The 16,087-nt window shown below is 72.4% G+C and carries 12 protein-coding genes; 3 read left to right on the top strand and 9 right to left on the bottom strand.

The genetic code is table 11. From position 1 onward, the window contains the following. Window positions 1–6: 6 nt before the first annotated feature. Together AC07FT_RS07555 and AC07FT_RS07560 are read right to left on the bottom strand one after the other, a co-directional pair. The gene (locus AC07FT_RS07555; RefSeq protein ID WP_471200352.1) at window positions 7–561 is read right to left on the bottom strand and encodes an MmyB family transcriptional regulator; all 555 of its coding nucleotides are present in this window, start codon (window positions 559–561) and stop codon (window positions 7–9) included. Window positions 562–658: 97 nt separating this feature from the next. Then, the gene (locus AC07FT_RS07560; RefSeq protein WP_479174770.1) at window positions 659–1,816 is read right to left on the bottom strand and encodes an agmatine deiminase family protein; all 1,158 of its coding nucleotides are present in this window, start codon (window positions 1,814–1,816) and stop codon (window positions 659–661) included. 117 nt (window positions 1,817–1,933) lie between these two features. Here AC07FT_RS07560 and AC07FT_RS07565 point away from each other — a divergent pair, with 117 nt between their 5' ends. After that, a complete protein-coding gene (locus AC07FT_RS07565; RefSeq protein WP_479174771.1) occupies window positions 1,934–2,506 on the top strand; it encodes a TetR/AcrR family transcriptional regulator in 573 nt (190 codons plus the stop codon). An 87-nt stretch (window positions 2,507–2,593) separates the two neighbouring features. Beyond that, window positions 2,594–3,016, top strand: a complete 423-nt coding sequence (locus tag AC07FT_RS07570) for a hypothetical protein (RefSeq protein WP_479174773.1) — start codon at window positions 2,594–2,596, stop codon at window positions 3,014–3,016. A gap of 30 nt (window positions 3,017–3,046) precedes the next feature. Here the strand turns inward: AC07FT_RS07570 and AC07FT_RS07575 are convergent, their stop codons facing one another. The 3 genes from AC07FT_RS07575 to AC07FT_RS07585 form a co-directional block, all read right to left on the bottom strand. Next, complete coding sequence (locus tag AC07FT_RS07575) at window positions 3,047–3,874, bottom strand: SAM-dependent methyltransferase (RefSeq protein ID WP_479174775.1); 828 nt, start codon at window positions 3,872–3,874, stop codon at window positions 3,047–3,049. Window positions 3,875–3,954: 80 nt separating this feature from the next. Beyond that, window positions 3,955–6,366 carry a SpoIIE family protein phosphatase gene (locus AC07FT_RS07580; protein ID WP_479174777.1) on the bottom strand — a complete coding sequence of 804 codons (2,412 nt, stop codon included), beginning with the start codon at window positions 6,364–6,366 and terminating at the stop codon, window positions 3,955–3,957. Window positions 6,367–6,445: 79 nt separating this feature from the next. Next, entirely contained in the window at window positions 6,446–9,019 is a 2,574-nt protein-coding gene (locus AC07FT_RS07585) for a polysaccharide lyase family 8 super-sandwich domain-containing protein (protein ID WP_479174779.1), read from the bottom strand. Window positions 9,020–9,409: 390 nt separating this feature from the next. Here AC07FT_RS07585 and AC07FT_RS07590 point away from each other — a divergent pair, with 390 nt between their 5' ends. Next, entirely contained in the window at window positions 9,410–11,146 is a 1,737-nt protein-coding gene (locus AC07FT_RS07590) for a phospholipid carrier-dependent glycosyltransferase (RefSeq protein WP_479174781.1), read from the top strand. Between the two features lie 27 nt (window positions 11,147–11,173). Here the strand turns inward: AC07FT_RS07590 and AC07FT_RS07595 are convergent, their stop codons facing one another. The 4 genes from AC07FT_RS07595 to AC07FT_RS07610 all read right to left on the bottom strand — a co-directional run bounded on the left by AC07FT_RS07595 (window position 11,174) and on the right by AC07FT_RS07610 (window position 16,022). Then, window positions 11,174–13,201: a glycoside hydrolase gene (locus AC07FT_RS07595; RefSeq protein ID WP_479174783.1), complete on the bottom strand. Its 2,028-nt coding sequence runs from the start codon at window positions 13,199–13,201 to the stop codon at window positions 11,174–11,176. Between the two features lie 83 nt (window positions 13,202–13,284). After that, window positions 13,285–14,721, bottom strand: a complete 1,437-nt coding sequence (locus AC07FT_RS07600) for a sensor histidine kinase (RefSeq protein WP_479174785.1) — start codon at window positions 14,719–14,721, stop codon at window positions 13,285–13,287. Further along, window positions 14,718–15,464: a response regulator transcription factor gene (locus AC07FT_RS07605; protein WP_479174786.1), complete on the bottom strand. Its 747-nt coding sequence runs from the start codon at window positions 15,462–15,464 to the stop codon at window positions 14,718–14,720. Before AC07FT_RS07605 ends, AC07FT_RS07600 begins: the two co-directional genes overlap by 4 nt. Before the next feature lie 126 nt (window positions 15,465–15,590). After that, the gene (locus AC07FT_RS07610; protein ID WP_479175199.1) at window positions 15,591–16,022 is read right to left on the bottom strand and encodes a PaaI family thioesterase; all 432 of its coding nucleotides are present in this window, start codon (window positions 16,020–16,022) and stop codon (window positions 15,591–15,593) included. Window positions 16,023–16,087 lie beyond the last annotated feature (65 nt).

The raw sequence follows: 16,087 nt of genomic DNA on the forward strand, positions 1-16,087 counted from the left end.
GACACCTCAGCCGTACGCCGCGGAACACAACTGCCGCAGCGCCTCCTGTGTCACCGGGTCGTCGGGCACATGGGCCATGACCTGGTGGTCCGCCGCGCCGACCACCGCCAGGGTCACCGGCCGCAGCCGCAGATCACCGACGACCGGGTGGTGGTAGTGGCGCAGCGGGGGCGGCGGAGCGATGGCCTCCAGGCGCCCGTACCAGTGGGCCGCATGCGGATCGGCCATCAACTCGCGCAGCAGCGCGACGATCCTGGGGTCGCCGGGACCGGCCGCGGCCCGCTCCTGGAACGCGGCCAGCAGGGCGCGGGCCTCCCGCTCCCAATCGGCCATCAGGAGCCGGGAGGGCGGCCACCGGAACAACAGCCAGAGCAGATTGCGCTGTTCCGGCAGCAGCCACGCGGGGTCGGTGAACAGCGCCGCGTAGCCGTCGTTCCACGCCAGCAGGTCCCAGTGCCGGTCCACCACGGCGGCCGGATGCGGTGCCATCGCCCTCACCAGGGTCAACAGCTCGCGCGATGCCCAGCCGGGCGCGGGGCCGGGCGTCACGCACTCGTCCACACCACGACAGTACGAGCGTGATCCACGAGCCGTTCAGTGTCGTGCGGGGGTTGTCCGGAACGCCGTGCGGCGGAGGCCGAACGGCGCTGTCGTGGCGTCAGGCGCGAGGCTGTTGCTGGGTGGCGCAGTGGATGCCGCCACCGCCCTCGGCCACCGCCGGGATGTCCACCTGTACCACCTTCCGTCCCGGGTGGAGGTCCCCGATGACGGAGGCGGCCCGGCGGTCGGCCCCGCGGTCGCCGAACCGGGGCACGATCACCCCGCCGTTGACGACGTAGTAGTTGGCGTAGCAGCCGAGGAAGTCCCTGCCGCGCCGGCCGATCACGGTCCGGTCCGGTTCGGGCAGGTCGACCACCTCCAGCCGACGGCCGCGGGCGTCGGTGGACTCCTCCAGCACACTCCGGGCCTGGTCGTACACCCGGCTCCACACGCTCGGCCCGTCGTCCGTCCGCGGACGGCTGAGCAGCACCACTCCGTCCCCGGCGAACCGCGCCAGGGCGTCGACGTGGCAGTCGGTGATGTCCTTCCCCTTCACTCCCTTGAACCAGATGACCTTGCTGACGCCCAGCAGTTCCTTCAGCCGTGCCTCGATCCGGTCCCGGCTCAGACCGGGGTTGCGGTTGTCGTTGACCAGGGAGCTCTCGGTGGCCATCAGGGTGCCGTGGCCGTCCACCTCCAGCGCGCCGCCCTCCCCGGTCAGCCGGGCATCGAGGCGGGCGCCCCCGGCGTGGGCGGAGACGGAACGGGCGACCCGGGCGTCCCGCGGATGCCGCTGTTTGCCGCCCCAGCCGTTGAAGCGCAGATCGATGCCCTCCAGCCCCTTCCGTCCGGTGACGAAGGTGGGGCCGCTGTCGCGTATCCACAGGTCGTCCACGGGGACCGGGATCACCTCCACGCCCGCCCCGCACGCCCGGCGGGCCGCCTTCGCCTCCCCGGGCGCGGCGAGCAGGGTGACCGGCTCGAACCCGGCGACCGCCCGCGCGATCCCGGCGATGTCGCGCTGGACGTCCTCGGCCATGTCCGCCCAGTCCGAGTCCAGCGGTGGCCAGGCCAGGTAGGTGCGGCGGTGCCGCGCGGTCTCGGCAGGCATCCGCCGTCCGGCAGGTGTCCGCGCGGGGTCCGTCGCGGACACGTCCGCACGTCCCCCGGTCGTGGCGGGCTTGCCCGAGCCCTGTGAGCAGGCGGCCGCCGCGGCACCGGCCAGCACCGCCGCGGCTCCGCCGCGCAGCACGGTCCGGCGCTTCGATCCGCTCATGGTCTGCCTCCGCGTTCGTCCGGTTCGAATTCCTGACTGAAATTTCAGTCAGGATGCGACGGTAACATGGGCACGCGAGAGAGCACCGAGAGAGCACCCGAGAGAGAGTGAGCGACCATGGCCGGCCGCCGCACCGCCATCCTGGAAGCCGCCGCCCGATCCATCGCCCAGCGCGGGATCCGGGGGCTGCGCGTCGAGGAGCTGGCCGAGGAGGCCGGAGTGTCGACCTCGCTGATCTACTACCACTTCCAGGACCGCTCGGGCCTGCTGGCCAGCACCCTGGAGTTCATCAACACCCGGGCCGAGCGCTACACCGACCCCGCCGCCGATCCGGACACCGACCCCCGCGGCCACCTGGAGCAGATGCTGCTGCTCGAGCTCCAGGACGAACCGGTGGTCGTCGAGAACAGCACCGCCTGGGGCGAGTTGCGCGCCACCGCCGTGTTCCAGCCCGAACTGCGCCGACAGCTGCGCACCAGCACCGACCGCTGGACGGACTACGCGAGCGATCTCATCCAGAGCTGCCAGCGGCGGGGCACGGTTCCGCCCGAGGTGTCCGCCCAGGACGCGGCCGACCGCCTCACCGCGCTGGTCGAGGGGCTCAGCAAGCGGTGGCTCAGCGGCTCGCTGACCCTGGAGCGCGCCCGCGATCTGCTGCGCGGCGCCATCGCGGTGGAACTCGGCCCCTGACCCCGGCTCCGCGGCCGTCCGCTCCATACCGGAATGACGGTCCCTGCCGCTATGTTGAGCGCCATGCAGCCACCACAGTCCGACCCCGTGCCCGTTGCGACGACCGTGCCGGTGTCACCGCCCCGCCGCCCCCTCGGGCCCCTGCTCGCCGCGGTCGTGGCCGGGCTGGTACTCGGCGGCGGGGGAGTGGGCGCCGTCTGGGCCCTCTCCGGCGGTGACGGGGACACCGCCGGCCGCGGTCCGGCGGCCGACGCCCGGGACGCCTGCGCGGCGCTCGACGGATTCGACGAGACGGAGTACGGCACCAAGGGCAAGAAGGGCGAGGTCGCCATCAACCGCTACTACGCCGCGAACACCCTCGCCACCGCGGCCGCCGCGGGGGACAAGCGCTACAAGCCGCTCGCCGACGCGATACGCGACTCGCAGTACCGCCTCGCCGACGAGCTCGACTTCACCGCCACGGTGATGAAGGAACTCAACAAGGCCCGTGGTCTCTGCGACGACCTGTAGCCGTACCGCCCGCGCCGCCCGCCCCGGCCGTCACGGCTTCCGGCCGACCCCGCCGAACATCGCCACCTCGTCGGGCTCCTCCCCGGAGGTGTCCTCCAGCCGCCACCGCGAGCACGAGACCACGCCCGGTTCCAGCAGCTCCGTACCGTCGAAGAACCGGGCGACCCGGTCCGGGGTGCGCTGGGTCAGCTTCGGGATGCCGTTCTCGTTCCAGAACGCCACCGCCTCGTCCACATCCGGCATCGAGGGGCTGGAGATGGTGTGGGACAGCACCAGATGGCTGCCGGAGGGCAGGGCGTCCACCAGGCGGCGGACGAGGGCGTAGGGATCCTCCTCGTCACCGATGAAGATCACCACACCGAGCAGCATCAACGCGATCGGCTGGTCGAAGTCCAGGGTCTTCCGGGCGCGTTCGAGGATGGTGTCGACGTCCCGCAGATCGGCGTCGAGATAGTCGGTGACTCCCGCGGGGGTGCTGGTCAGCAGGGTGCGCGCATGGGCCAGCACCAGCGGGTCGTTGTCCACGTAGACGACCCGGGAGTCCGGTGCGATCCGCTGCGCGACCTGATGGGTGTTGTCGGCGGTGGGCAAACCGGTGCCGATGTCCAGGAACTGACGGATCCCCCGCTCGGCGGTCAGATGACGCACCGCGCGGCCCAGGAAGGCCCGGTCGGCCAGGGCGTAGTCACCGATCCCCGGGTGCAGCCGCCGGATCTGATCGCCCGCCTGCTGGTCGACGACGTAGTAGTCCTTCCCGCCCAGCCAGTAGTTCCAGATCCTGGCGGTGTGCGGTTTGGTGGTGTCGATCCGGCCGGACACCCGTGCGGCGGAGTCGTAGGTAGCCTCGTAGTCGGTCACGCCCGCGCCTCTCTCAAAAAGCGTCGCTGATACAGCCGTTGCGCCCCCGCACTGTGCACAATCTAGACGATCCGCCGTGATCAGTCCGTGGGAAGGGCCTGTTCGCACCAGATGACCTTGCCGGTCGCGGTGTGCCGGGTGCCCCAGCGCTGGGTGAGCCGCGCGACCAGCAGCAGACCCCGGCCGCCCTCGTCGAGCACCTGCGCCCGGCGGGCGTGCGGGGCGGTGCTGCTGGCGTCGGACACCTCGCAGATCAGCTCGCGATCCAGGATCAGACGCAGCCGGATGGGCGGGGCGCCGTACCGGAGGGCATTGGTGACCAGCTCGCTGACGACCAGTTCGGTGATCACCGCCGTCTCCGTCAGCTCCCGTTCGGTCAGCCAGCGCACCGCGTCCGCACGCACCTCGGCCACCGCGGCCGGATCGGGGGAGACGTCCCAGACCCCGACCCGGTCCGGGTCCAGCCTCCGCAACCGGGCCAGCAGCAGCGCCGCGTCATCGCCGTGGCGGTCCGGGAGCAGCGTGCCGACGACCCGGTCGCACAGCGCGTCCAGCCCCTCGGCGGGCAGCGTGAGGGCGTGGCGGAGCGCGTCCAGCCCGCCGTCCGTACCGCCGCCGCGCACCAGCCCGTCGGTGTAGAACGCGAGCAGGCTCCCCCGCGGCAGTTCCACGTCCAGCGACTCGAACGGCAGCCCGCCCAGCCCCAGCGGTGGCCCGGCGGGCAGATCGAGGAAGGTCGCCGGGCCGTCCGGCGGAACCACCGCGGGGGCCGGATGACCCGCGCGCGCCAGGCTGCACCGGCCCGACACCGGGTCGTAGACGGCGTAGAGACAGGTGGCGCCGAAATCACCCGGTGTGGCCTCGTCCGACTCCAGCTCCGTCTCGTCGTCCCCCCGCGCCACCAGGTCGTCCAGCTGGGTCAGCAACTCCTCCGGTGTCAGATCGACTTCGGCGAGGGTGCGCAGCGCGGTGCGCAGCCGGCCCATCGTCGCCGAGGCCTTGAGCCCGTGGCCGACCACATCGCCCACCACCAGCGCCACCCGCGCCCCGGACAGCGGGATCACATCGAACCAGTCGCCGCCGATCCCGGACCGGGCCGCCGCCGGGAGGTAGCGGCTGGCCACCTCGGCCGCGGACTGCTCCGGGAGCCCCTGCGGCAGCAGACTGCGCTGCAACTCCAGGGCCGAGGCGCGCTCGTGGGTGTAGCGGCGGGCGTTGTCCAGGCACACCGCCGCCCGGGCCACCAGTTCCTCGGCCAGGGAGAGATCCTCGGTGTCGAACGCCTCGGGGGTGACGGAGCGGACGAAGTCCACCACGCCCAGCGTGGTGCCGCGGGCGATCACCGGGACCACCAGCCATGAGTGGAACCCGTACTCGACCGCCTTGGCGAACCGTTCGGGATCCTCCTGCGTCGCCCACGAGCGCAATTCCTCGTCCATCATCCGGTGCAGCTCCGAGCGCCCGGCCGCCAGCGCCCGGGCATGCGGGGAGTGCACGGAGTAGAACGCCACCTCACCCACCTCGCTCACCGCCTCCGGCGCGCCCTCGCGCACGGACTCGTTCGCCACCCGCCGCAGCACCGCCCCGGTGACCGGCCCCGGCGGCGGCTCCTCACCCCTGAGCAACGACTCCACCAGGTTGACGCTGACGAAATCGGCGAGCCGCGGGACCGCCAGCTCGGCCAGCTCCTGTCCGGTGCGCATCACATCGAGGGTGCTGCCGATCCGCGTACTGGCCTCGTTCAGCAGCGCCAGCCGTTCCCGGCTGCGATGCTGCTCGGTGACATCGCGCGAGGTGGCGCACAGACCCACGATCCGGCCCTCACGGTCGCGGAGCGGGGAGGCGGAGACGGCGAAGAAGTGGTCGTGCTCCGGATCGGCCCGGGTGCGCCCCTGGAACAGGTAGTCCTCCTCCGCGCGTCCCGTCTCCAGCGCCCGGCGCATCCGCGCCTCCCACTCCGCGCTGCCGGGCCCGGTCACCGCGGCCGAGAGCCCGCGTCCGCGCCGCTGCTCGGCCCGGACCCCGACGATGCGCTCCATGGCCGGGTTCTGCCGGACGAACCGCAGATCAGTGTCGTAGACGGCCAGGGCGACCGGGGAACTGGTCAGCATCCAGTCCGACAGCGCCTCGTCACCGGGCTCCGCCGGCCCCCCGGCCGAGGGATCCTCCGTCACCAGCCACAACGGTCCGTGACCGCCCCCCGCCGACAGCCGGTGCGCGTGGACACCGACCGTCAGCCGATGGCCCTCGCGGTGGCGGAGCACGACCTCACCACGCCACCGAGAGCCCGCGTCCCGCCACGGCGGAGCCGTGTCCAGCAGCTCGGTCACCGGGCGCCCGACGGCCTGCGCGGGGTCATGGCCGAGCAGCCGGGTGGCGGCCTCGCCCCAGGCCGTCACCTCGCCCTGTGCGTCGATCGTCATCAGCGGGCCGCCCGGGTCCGCACCGGGCCGTCCGGCCCCACCGCTGGGAGGGGCGCCCCGCGTGTCCATACCCTCCAGCGTGGTCCCGGAGCCGGACATACTCAAACACGCGGCCGTCCGTCACCCCGGAGGCCCTCGCACCGGGCGGTCAGCGCAGCCGCGCGGTGAAGCTGCGTCCGTAGGCGTGGCGGGTGCTGACGTCGATCCGGGTGCCACCGCGCACCCGGCTCACCCGGACCCCCTCGTCCGCCGAGACCGCCCGCATCCGGCGGCCCCGGACCAGCACCGAGACCGTCTCCCGCCGGGTGGTCGGATCCGCCACGGCGAGCGACACCGTGCCCTCCCGCGGCGCGCCGCCGGATGCCGTGCGCAGGATCACCGACCCGGGTCCGTCGAGCGACAGCGGTCCGGCGCGGTGAGTGCCACGGGCGAACGCGTTGAGGGCGACGATCCCCAGCCCCCGGTGGCGGACGGCCTGTGCCCGGGTGGTGTTCACCAGGACCGACAGCGGCCCGTCCGCGTACCCCCGCAGCCGCTCCGCCGTGGCGTGCGGCACCAGGGCGTAGGCCATCGCGCGGTGCGGCACACCGGCCCGCTGCTCCACCGAGACCGAGAAGACCCGGGTGGTGACCGGGGTGTCGGGATTGGTCAGCCGTACCGCGCGCCGGCTGCGGGTGACGGTGTCGAGGGCGACGGTGGGCCGCGGGGTGTCCAGGAAGACGTAGCCGACGGCGGCGGACCGGGTGGCGTTGCCGTAGCGCAGCCATGCCAGCGGCACCGTGCCGGTGCCCGACCACGCGGTGCCGTCGCGGAGCTCCCCGGCGACGGTGACGGTGTCCGAGGGCGGTGCGATCCGGGTGTCCACGGTGGTGGACACCGCGCGCCCGGCGGAGTCGCCCACCCCCGCGGCGAGGACGACGATCTCGTCGTCGAACATGAACCACGACTTGGTGGCGTCCGCGTTGCGGTACACCACGAAGTCCTCCGGCAGCTCGCCGTTCCGCTTCGCCGCGTAGGCCACGTCGTCCGACTGCACCCATCCGGCCGCGCCGTACGCGCCGAGGGCCGCGCCACCGGAGAACGCGTGGGTGCCGCGCGGGAAGTACACATAGGTGTTCTGCGCCTCGGACGAGGCGGTGAACCCGCGCGCGGGGTTGTCGTACCACTGCGTGCCGTACAGCTCGGGGACGCTGCGCCGGGTCTCCGCCGGTGCGGTGACACCCGCGAGGCGGTCCGGCGGGACCGTGGTGAAGTAGTCCACGCCGAAGGCCCGTGTCTGGTCCTGGCCGGAGAGATAGAGGTAGTGCGCGCCGTCGCCCTGGAACCACGGCATCAGGTTCTCGCCGCTCATGTACTCGTACTTGCTGATCCTCGCCGAGCTCCGGGCCAGGGCGAAGGCATAACCGGGGCGCCGGTGGACCGTCTTGTCCATGGCGTTGAACGCGGTGTGGTGCGCGGCCGGGGTGAGGTCCCCGGGCGGGGCCGACGGGTCCGCGAGGATGTCGGCGTAGCGGGCGATGCTCACCGGGGAGACGAACGCCGAGGGATCGAGCGGGGCCTTGGCGGTCTCGTGGATGAACGCCGCATAGCCCTTGAGGGCCGTGGCCTCGGCACCGGTGGCATGGCCGGACAGATCGACGACGGCCTCGACGACCTGGGTGACATCGGTGTATCCGGTGGTGGTCCGGGACACCCCGCGGCCCTTGACGATCTCCATCATCCAGCCTTCGAAGATCAGCGGGGCGAAACCGTCCACGACCCAGCGGTGGGCGGTGCGCACGAGCTCCGCCCCGCTCACGTACCCGGTGCCGTCCAGCATCTTGACGGTCTGCACCACCCGGGTGAGCAGCCCCTTGCCGTAGGAGCCGGTGTACGCGACCGAGGCGTGCTGGATGAAGGAGCCGTCCGCGTAGAAACCGTCGGTGACGCCGTGCCGCGGCCGGTAGGGGTCGACCGTGGCCAGCACGGTCAGCTGGTCGGCGACCGCCTTGCTCACCCGGGCGTCGTCCGCCAGCAGCGCGCCCTGCAGCATCCGGTTGGTGGTGATGTCCGCGAGATTGGCACCGGTGTGGAAACGGGAGTCCAGATCGACGTCCCCGTCCTTCCCGTTGCGCAGATAGGCGTCCATGGAGGCGACGTAGGTGGCGATGAGGTCCGGGCGGTGGAGCGCGACCTCGTCGCGCAGCAGCGCGAGCGTCCTGCTGACATGGGAGGAGATACCGATCTCCCAGGTGAACCAGTTGCCGTAGTAACCCTTCGACTGGTCGCCGTAGTAACGGTCGTGGAGCCACACCAGACCGTCGATGACCCGCCGCTGGACGGCCGTGTCGCCGTGGAGGCCGGACGGCGGGCCGCCGGGGACCCGGGTGGCCAGGGCGATCTCGTAGAGGTACTGGTACGAGGTCATCAGATACGGGTCGCTGGAGCCCAGGGGAAGCCCTTGGAAGAGCTCACCGTCCCCGGTGCCGTCCATCGCGGTGAGCCGGGAGCGGGCGGTCGTGGCGATGGCCGTGAGCTTGGCGGCCACTTCGGGCCGTGCGTTGGAGTCCGGGGTACCTGCGAGCACGGCCACCGTGTTGTCGATCAGCGCGGTGTGATCGGCGGCGGCCTCACCGGCGGTGGGCGCCGGATGTCCCGCCGCCCGGGCGCGCGGTGGCCGGGCGAGCGCCGCCAGGGACACGGCGGGGGCCAGGGACAGCAGATCACGACGGGAGAGAGCCACGGCATACGCTCCAACGCTCACGAGGGTTCGGATGGAAAGCGCTTGCTGCATTGAACCAACAGCCGCGTGCACTGTCACTAGGGTCCGTCTTCAAAGGGGGCGTCCGGCCGCGACCGGCGTCTGGTGCGGTGGCTCGCAAGGCGGAGGATCGCCCTCGTACTGGGCGTACTTGGGCGAGTCCGACAACGCAGCGAGGTGCCGTGCCAGGCGTCGGGAGCAGGGCGGCCCCTTTGAAGACGGGCCCTAGCGGTCGCTGAGACCGGATGTGCCGTCCCCATGCCGTCCAGTGTCCCCCGGCCGGCGCCGCCACTGCTCCGAAGTGCGCAACTCCTGATCACTTTCTGATGGCGGGCCATGGACGCCCGGGACGCCGGGTTAGCGTCTGTCGGTATGCGCAGGGCGGGTGTCATCGACGGTACGACCCGGGCCGTCACCGGACGGCGACCGGACCGGCCGCGGGTACCGGACCGGTTCCGGACGGGAGCCGTGCTCCGGACGCTGCGACGGCACCGGCGGACGCTGTTCGTCCTCGCCGTGGTGGCGCTGCTCGTCCAGATGGCGGCCGCGATGGTCACCACGGCCGCCGAGCAGACCCCGACCATCGACGAGCCGGTGTACGTGGGCGCGGCGGTGGTCGACGTCCATGAGCACAGCCTGCGGTACAACCCCGAACACCCGCCGCTGGGCAAGCTGGTCATCGGGGCCGGAACGCTGTTCACCGACGTCCGTACGGCCCCCGGCTTCACCGGTGACCAGACGGAGCTGGGGCGCCACCTGCTGTACGAGTCGGGCAACGACCCCTGGCGGCTGATGCTCTGGGCGCGGCTGCCGGTGATCGCGCTGACGCTGCTGTTCGGCCTGGTCGTGCTGGCGTTCACCCGCGATCTCGTCGGTCCCGCGGGCGCGTTGGCCGCGCTCGCCCTGTACACCTTCTCGCCCGATGTGATCGCCCACGGCTCCCTGGCCACGCTCGACGTCCCCACGGCGGGCTTCCTGCTGACCTCGGTCTGGCTGCTGTGGCGGGCCCGACGGCGTCCGCTGGTCCACCTCCCGATGGCCGGGGTGGCGCTGGGCGCCGCGGTGGCCACCAAGATGAGCGCGCTGGCGGCGGTACCCGTACTGCTGTCCCTGGCCGTCCTGTCGTTCTGGCGTGCCCACCGGGCCCGGAACCCCGGACCGCTCGACCTCCGCGGAGTGACGCGTCCGCTGGTGCGCGGGGCCGCGGCGGCCGCCGGGATGGGAGTCGTGGCGCTGGCCGTGGTCTGGGCGAGCTATCTCGCGGTGGACCCGCGGCTGCGCTGGACCACCCCGCCGCAGGTGCCCGAGCTCCGGGGCCTGCGCGAACTCGCCGTCCAGTGGATGCCGTTCCCCGAGCCGTTCCGGGACGGCATGCGGATCCAGTTCGGCTTCGAGTACCACCGGTACCACGGCTTTCTCCTCGGCCGCCGGTACTTCGGCTCGCTCTGGTACTACCTGCCCGTGGCGCTGCTGGTGAAGACACCGCTGGGAACGCTGGCGCTGTGGGCGGCCGGTACCGTGACACTGGTGGCGGTACGCCGTCTGCGGCCCGCCGTGCCGTACCTCCTCGTGCCCCCGGCCGTGCTGATGCTCGCGGCGATGGACGGTGCCCGTGACTTCGGGGTGCGCTACGTGGTCTTCCTGCCGCTGTTCCTCGCGGTCGCGGCGGGCTGTGTGACGGCCGTGCGCGGGCGCTGGAGTCTTATCGCGACGGCGCTGCTGGTGGTCTGGGTCGCGATCAGCTCACTGCGGACGTACCCCTTCTACCTGCCGTACGCCAACGAGGCATTCGGCGGACCGGCGCGGACCCATCGATATCTGCACGACTCCAACGTCGACTGGGGACAGGATCTGGGGCGGCTGGCCGACCGGCTGCGCACCCGCTACCCGGGGGAGCGGGTCTGGCTCGTCTACAAGGGCGGCGGGGAGCCGTCCGCCTACGGCATCGAGGCGTCCGACCCGCGGACCGTGGCCCCCGGACGGGTCCACGGTCTGCTCGTGGTGTCGGACTCCTCCGCCGCCCTGGCCCGCGGACGGCTGGCCGACATCCTCGACGGCAGTACACCGGTCGAGGAGGTCGGCCACTCCATCACGCTCTACCGCCGGTGATCCGGCGGCGTCTCCGTGACCGGTCCGCTAGGAGCCCGCCACCGACGCGGGGCACAGCCGCCGCGGCGCGCTGTCGTCGCGGAGCCCGGCGTCCACACAGCCACCGGGCAGACCCTTGTACGGGGTGCTGCCGAAGTTGGCGGTGACGGTGAGGGTGCCGTCGCCGAAGACCGTGCGCTGGACCGTGCGGTCGGCCGTCAGCGACCGGAAGCCGGTCAGGGGCTCGGTGCCGGCCGCCTTGTGCAGCGGTGCGAAGTACTTCTGGAGCGCGGCGAGTTCACCGCCGTTCTTCTTCAGCGAATCACCGGTGAGCACGAAGTTCAGCGGGGTGTTGTAGAGCATGGCGAGCAGTGCGCGGTCGGTCTTCTGCCGCGGCAGCTTGTCGTACGACAGCTCCCAGCGCTCGGTGTTCACCAGTGAGTCGTGCAGCGCGGTCTCGTACAGCGGCACCCGGTAGACCGGGTCGTACATCGCCTTCGCCACGTCGGCGGGCAGTTCCGCGGGCTTGAAGAAGATGTCCGGCGCGTTCGCGGGTGCGTACCCGCCCCAGGTCTCCCGGTCGCGCTGGGCCTTCCACAGTCCGTCCGTCACCGGGGTACCCGAGCCGTGGTCGAAGGCGAGTTCCCGGTTGGCCCAGGCTCCGGCGGACTCCGAGCCGAGGACGAGGCCCCGGTCGGCCAGCCGCTTCATCCGGGCCAGCCGGTTGGCACGGTCCTTCGCCTTGGTCATGGGGTGGGCGGTGCTGTGGTCGCGGAACAGCTCACCGGCCGCGTCCACGTCGAGGAAGTAGCTGTCGGCGCCCGCCCCGGTCATCCGGCGGGTGCGGTCGGCGAGGTAGTGGTGGCGCGGCTCGGCCTTCTCGAACGCCTCGGAGCTGAGGTAGCAGCCGCGGTCGTGGAAACCGGGAACGGGCTTGTCGTCGGCGTCCCGCACGCAGAAGTCCGGGTACACCGTCCCCGGCCAGGTGGACGTCGGCGCGTCGGAGGTGGCGGGATCCTGGCCGTTGGCGAACGAGTCGTACGGGCCGACGAGGTAGCCCGCCTCCTTCGCGGCCGAGGTGGCCGCGGCGTCCATGGGCCGGTCGTCCGCGTCGTAGCCGAGCCACATGCGGTCCACACCGAGGCCGCGCAGTTCGCGTGTGAACCCGGCCTTGCGGGCGTCGCCCCACAGATAGGCGTGGAAGGCGCCGAGCAGTTTCCGGGTGGCCGGGGTCTCCTCGATCTTCTTCCGCAGACTCTTCAGCTGCCCGTGCTCGACCAGCCAGGCGCGGTAGTCACGGGCGGAGGCCACCGGGGAGCCGTCGGTGAGGGAGAAGGCGACGGTGTACCGCGTGGTGCCGTCCGCGCGCGAGAACCGATGGGTGGCGGCGGTGCGCAGCCTGCCCCCGTCGGAGGTGACGCGCAGCGCGGTGCCGATGTCACTGGGCACCAGATAGCTCACACCCTGCCGGTCACCGAGGGTGTATCCCCACAGCGGCATCGACAGGGATGACTCCATGGCCATCTCGGAGTCGACGAGACCCGCCCGGGAGGAGTTCCAGAAGCGGTCCGCCACCGGCAGCGAGAGCCCCTCGCCGCGCGGCAGCTGGACGGCGGAGGCACGCCGGTCGGTGCCGGTGACCGGCCACGACAGTTCGCGGGCGGCCTTCTCGGTGGCCTTGCCGGTGGAGGTGACCGACAGCACCAGCCGGCCGTTGTCCCCGGCGCGCGCGATGACGGCCAGACCGGTGTCCGGATAGCTCCAGCGGGCGGTGCCCGGCGAGGTGGTGACCGAACCGGGCTTCCCCGGGGCGGTGGCGGCGGGCGCGGACAGCTCCACGGTGCCCCGGGCGGTACGGGCGGTGACCCGCAGCGAGGCGGTGTCCACGGTGGCCGTGCCACCGCGCACCGGGACCTCCACCCGATGGCCGCCGACCACGACCGGCCGTGGCGCGTCCCGCTTCCCGGAGTGGGTGGTGGACGCGAGGGTGGTCGAGGCGAGGGCGAGGCAGGACATGGCGCCGGCCAGTGACACCGCGGCGATCACCCGCGGCCGGGTGACGTGTTTGCGTTTCATACGACGTTGATATCGAGCCTGCATAAGAAGCCTTCTAAGAACGCCCTCCGCATGCCCTCCACGGCTTGGGAGCGGGCCCTGGCTCACCCTTTCCGGGGCGGACGTCCGGCCCGGTTGCGGGGGACGCGCAGCCGGAACAGCGCGCCACCGCCCTCGGCCGCCTCCGCGGTCAGCGCGGCGCCGTGCGCGCGGGCGATCTGCCGGGCCATGGCCAGCCCCAGCCCCGAACCGGGCAGTGCGCGGGCCTGCCGGGAACGGTAGAAGCGGTCGAAGACGTACGGCAGGTCCTCGGCGGCGATACCGGGCCCGTGGTCACGGACGGTGAGGTCGATGGCGTGCTCGCCGGAGGTGAGCCGGACCTCCACCTCGGTACCGGACGGGCTGAACTTGGCGGCGTTGTCCAGCAGATTGGTCAGCAGCCGCGCCAGCCGCGCGGGCACCCCGTCCACGGTGACGTCGGCCAGCTCCGCGGTGAAGGTGGTGTGCGCCCAGTGCGAACGCGCCTCCTCCACACACCGCGCGGCCAGCAGATCCAGCCGGACCGGCTCCACCAGCGGCTGTGGCTCCTCGTCCCGCGCCAGTTCGATCAGATCGTTGACCAGACCGGTCACCTCGCGCAGCTGACCGCCGAGTGCCGAGGCGGCCCGGTCCCGCTGGGCGGGGGAGAGCCGTTCGGCGCGGGCCAGCAGCTCGGCGTTGGTGCGCAGGGCGGTCAGCGGGGTGCGCAGCTCATGCGAGGCGTCGGCCACCAGCCGGCGCTGGGCGGCCACCGACTCCTCGAGCTCGCCGAGCATGGTGTTGAAGCTCCCGGCCAGCCGGGAGATCTCGTCCCCGCGGCGTCCTTCCTGCGGCGACAGCTCGATGCGATGGGCCGGGTCACGGGTGGCGGCGATCCGTTCGGCGGTGGCGGTGAGCCGGGTGACGGGCGCCAGCGCCCGTCGTGAGGCGAGATAGCCGAGTCCGGCGGCGAGCAGTGCCCCCGCCGCCCCGATGGCGGCGAGCAGCTGAGCGGCCTGCCGTTCGCCCTGCTCGACGGTGTCGGAGCGCAGGGCGAGCTGGAGCGCCCGATCGCCGCTCAGCGGGGTGGTCAGCGTCCGCATCCGGTGTCCGTGCACGGTGATCTCGCTGTAGTACGCGCCGCGGGAGCCCGCGGCCACCTGGCGGGTGGCACCGGTCACCGGGATCACCAGCTCCGCACCGGCCGGGTGTCCCGGCGTACCGGTCTTCGGGGTGACGACCTGTGCGCAGGCCGGGGCGGACAGCCAGCGGCACTCGCCGTACAGGGTCCCGGTGTCCTCGTCCCGCCCGTCCTGGGCGAGCAGGGTGGCCTGCTGGGTGAGCTGGAGGTCGAGCTGCCGCACCAGTTCGTAGCGGATGACGACGTACGCCGCCGCGCACACCCCCACCGTGACGAGCGCCACCGCCACGGAGGTGATCAGGGCCATCCGGGTGCGCAGCCGCAGACGGCCCGTCAGACGGCCGAGGCGCCCCTGGTCCCGGATCCGGTCGGCGGCGCTCATCGCTCGGCCAGTTCGTAACCGGTGCCGTGCACCGTGTGGACCAGTCGCGGGGCGTCGTCCGCCTCCAGCTTGCGGCGCAGATAGCCGATGTACACCGCCAGCGAGTTGGAGTCCGAGGCGAACTCGGTGCCCCACACCAGCTCCTGGATCAGCTCCCGCGGCAACACCTGGCCCGGATGGCGCAGGAACACCTCCAGCAGCGCGAACTCGGTGCGGGTGAACTCCATCCGCCGTCCGCCGCGCACCCCGGTACGGGTCTCCGGATCGACGGTCAGATCGGCGAACGACAGCGTGCCGGAGACCTGCTCGTCCACCGCCCCGGCGGGCGCGGCGCGGCGCAACAGGGCCCGCAGCCGGGCCAGCAGCTCATCCAGCGCGAACGGTTTGACCAAGTAGTCGTCGGCGCCGGCGTCCAGCCCCGCCACCCGCTCGCTGATCTGGTCCCGGGCGGTGAGCACGAGGACCGGCGTACGGTCGCCGAGTCCGCGCAGCCGGCGGCACACCGCGAGACCGTCCATCACCGGCATGGCCAGGTCCAGCACGATGGCGTCCGGCGGCTCGGCGGCCACCGCGCTCAGCGCCGCCAGACCGTCCCCGGCCACCCGCACCTGGTAACCCTCCACGGCCAGCCCGTCCACGAGGGCGGCGCGCACCTCCGGATCGTCGTCCACCACCAGCACGGCCGCCGTCCGGGGATCGGTGGGGTTTCCCCGGCCGGACGGGGAGGGGGTGGCAGCGGACATCGCGGGGCCTTTCGGATGGGCACAGGTCAGTCCCCACCCTGGCAGAACGGGCCCTTAGAAGGCTCTTAATCCGCCCTGGTGAGGCGGATGAGCGGGCTGCGGCGGCACCGGGCCGCGACGAGGCCCTCAGCCGGTCCCGGGGAGGATGAGGCAGGTCGTGGTGGCGTGGGCCACGAGCTTGCCCCGGGAGTCGACGACCCTGCCTTCCGCGGTGGCCGTCCGCCGCCCGGCGTGGACCACGGTGCCCTCGCCGGTCAGCACCTCCCCGTCGGTCCCGACGGACCGGATGTAGTTGACCTTGAGTTCGAGGGTGGTGTACCCGACTCCGGCGGGCAGCGTGGTGTGCACGGCGGAACCGAGAGCGGAGTCGAGCAGCGCAGCGGCGATGCCGCCGTGGACCGTGACGAGCGGATTGGCGAAGTCGGGACGGGTGTCGAGGGAGAGCACGACATGGCCGCGCTCCACGGTCTCCATACGCATGCCGAGCAGACGGCCGATCGACGGGATGTGATCGGGGCGCTCGGTCTTCACCCAGCGCAGCAGGTCCAGGCCGGACATACCGGCGACGTCGACGGGGAGCACGGTGGTGGTTCTCCTGGGGGGTTCGGAAACGGTCGGGACGG

This window comes from Streptomyces sp. NPDC045899 (assembly GCF_056431485.1).

Excerpts from the sequence above, each read along its gene's own strand:
- AC07FT_RS07565 (WP_479174771.1), top strand. The coding sequence starts at position 1,934 with ATGGCCGGCCGCCGCACCGCCATCCTGGAAGCCGCCGCCCGATCCATC.
- AC07FT_RS07595 (WP_479174783.1), bottom strand. The coding sequence starts at position 13,201 with ATGAAACGCAAACACGTCACCCGGCCGCGGGTGATCGCCGCGGTGTCA.
- AC07FT_RS07560 (WP_479174770.1), bottom strand. The coding sequence starts at position 1,816 with ATGAGCGGATCGAAGCGCCGGACCGTGCTGCGCGGCGGAGCCGCGGCG.
- AC07FT_RS07610 (WP_479175199.1), bottom strand. The coding sequence starts at position 16,022 with ATGTCCGGCCTGGACCTGCTGCGCTGGGTGAAGACCGAGCGCCCCGAT.
- AC07FT_RS07605 (WP_479174786.1), bottom strand. The coding sequence starts at position 15,464 with ATGTCCGCTGCCACCCCCTCCCCGTCCGGCCGGGGAAACCCCACCGAT.
- AC07FT_RS07580 (WP_479174777.1), bottom strand. The coding sequence starts at position 6,366 with ATGGACACGCGGGGCGCCCCTCCCAGCGGTGGGGCCGGACGGCCCGGT.
- AC07FT_RS07600 (WP_479174785.1), bottom strand. The coding sequence starts at position 14,721 with ATGAGCGCCGCCGACCGGATCCGGGACCAGGGGCGCCTCGGCCGTCTG.
- AC07FT_RS07590 (WP_479174781.1), top strand. The coding sequence starts at position 9,410 with ATGCGCAGGGCGGGTGTCATCGACGGTACGACCCGGGCCGTCACCGGA.